The sequence below is a fragment of the Oceanobacillus locisalsi genome (assembly GCF_042675985.1).
In the GTDB taxonomy this organism is placed as follows: Bacteria; Bacillota; Bacilli; order Bacillales; family Amphibacillaceae; genus Oceanobacillus; species Oceanobacillus locisalsi.
Genome location: NZ_JBHTKK010000063.1, coordinates 1 through 1,128, shown reverse-complemented (window position 1 = coordinate 1,128; position 1,128 = coordinate 1). Strand labels below are relative to the sequence as shown.

At 50.4% G+C, this 1,128-nt stretch carries 9 tRNA genes and 1 rRNA gene; all 10 read left to right on the top strand.

Features of this window, described 5'->3' with window-relative positions:
• The first annotated feature begins 8 nt into the window (after nucleotides 1–8).
• Nucleotides 9–124: ribosomal RNA gene (rrf, locus tag ACFQ19_RS20285) — 5S ribosomal RNA — on the top strand.
• Between the two features lie 10 nt (nucleotides 125–134).
• A tRNA-Val gene (locus ACFQ19_RS20280) sits at nucleotides 135–210 on the top strand.
• Between the two features lie 4 nt (nucleotides 211–214).
• Nucleotides 215–290: transfer RNA gene (locus ACFQ19_RS20275), tRNA-Thr, on the top strand.
• Between the two features lie 10 nt (nucleotides 291–300).
• A tRNA-Lys gene (locus ACFQ19_RS20270) sits at nucleotides 301–376 on the top strand.
• A gap of 3 nt (nucleotides 377–379) precedes the next feature.
• Nucleotides 380–464: transfer RNA gene (locus ACFQ19_RS20265), tRNA-Leu, on the top strand.
• A gap of 25 nt (nucleotides 465–489) precedes the next feature.
• Nucleotides 490–564: transfer RNA gene (locus ACFQ19_RS20260), tRNA-Gly, on the top strand.
• 6 nt (nucleotides 565–570) lie between these two features.
• Nucleotides 571–660 (top strand) — tRNA-Leu (locus ACFQ19_RS20255).
• A 3-nt stretch (nucleotides 661–663) separates the two neighbouring features.
• Nucleotides 664–740, top strand: a tRNA-Arg gene (locus ACFQ19_RS20250).
• Nucleotides 741–744: 4 nt separating this feature from the next.
• Nucleotides 745–821, top strand: a tRNA-Pro gene (locus tag ACFQ19_RS20245).
• 26 nt (nucleotides 822–847) lie between these two features.
• Nucleotides 848–920: transfer RNA gene (locus ACFQ19_RS20240), tRNA-Ala, on the top strand.
• Nucleotides 921–1,128: the final 208 nt, after the last annotated feature.

The following is a 1,128-nucleotide window of genomic DNA, read 5'->3' as shown; positions in this document are numbered from 1 at the left end:
ATGGATTGTCTGGTAACGACGGCGAAGAGGTCACACCTGTTCCCATGCCGAACACAGAAGTTAAGTTCTTCAGCGCCGATGGTAGTCGGGGGCTTCCCCCTGCGAGAGTAGGACGTTGCCAGGCATAACAATCCGGAGGATTAGCTCAGCTGGGAGAGCACCTGCCTTACAAGCAGGGGGTCGCAGGTTCGAGCCCTGCATCCTCCACCATGAAGCCGGCCTAGCTCAACTGGTAGAGCAACTGACTTGTAATCAGTAGGTTGGGGGTTCAAGTCCTCTGGCCGGCACCATTTTTTGTTAGAGCCATTAGCTCAGTCGGCAGAGCATCTGACTTTTAATCAGAGGGTCGAAGGTTCGAATCCTTCATGGCTCACCATTTGCGGGTGTGGCGGAATTGGCAGACGCGCTAGATTTAGGATCTAGTGCCTCCGGGCGTGGGGGTTCAAGTCCCTCCACCCGCACCATTATTCTTATTATGACAAGCAATATGCGGAAGTAGTTCAGTGGTAGAACACCACCTTGCCAAGGTGGGGGTCGCGGGTTCGAATCCCGTCTTCCGCTCCAGATATTGCCGGGGTGGCGGAACTGGCAGACGCACAGGACTTAAAATCCTGCGGTAAGTTTATTACCGTACCGGTTCGATTCCGGTCCTCGGCACCATAAGCGCCTGTAGCTCAATTGGATAGAGCGTTTGACTACGGATCAAGAGGTTAGGGGTTCGACTCCTCTCAGGCGCACCATTATCGGGAAGTAGCTCAGCTTGGTAGAGCACTTGGTTTGGGACCAAGGGGTCGCAGGTTCGAATCCTGTCTTCCCGACCATTGAATAAATATTATATATTTCTCATGGGGCCTTAGCTCAGCTGGGAGAGCGCCTGCCTTGCACGCAGGAGGTCAGCGGTTCGATCCCGCTAGGCTCCACTCAACAATTCATTTAAAAAAGTTGTTGACACCATTTTGCGGAAATGATATATTGATTGAGTCGCTGTTTTTAGAAGCGGCATACAAATTGCTCTTTGAAAACTGAACAAAACAACCAGTACGAAAGAAGAAAGACAACCTCGTTTTTCTTAAAAAAAGTCAGTAATGACTTCTGAAAGCTAAGAAACACAAACACTTTTATGGAGAG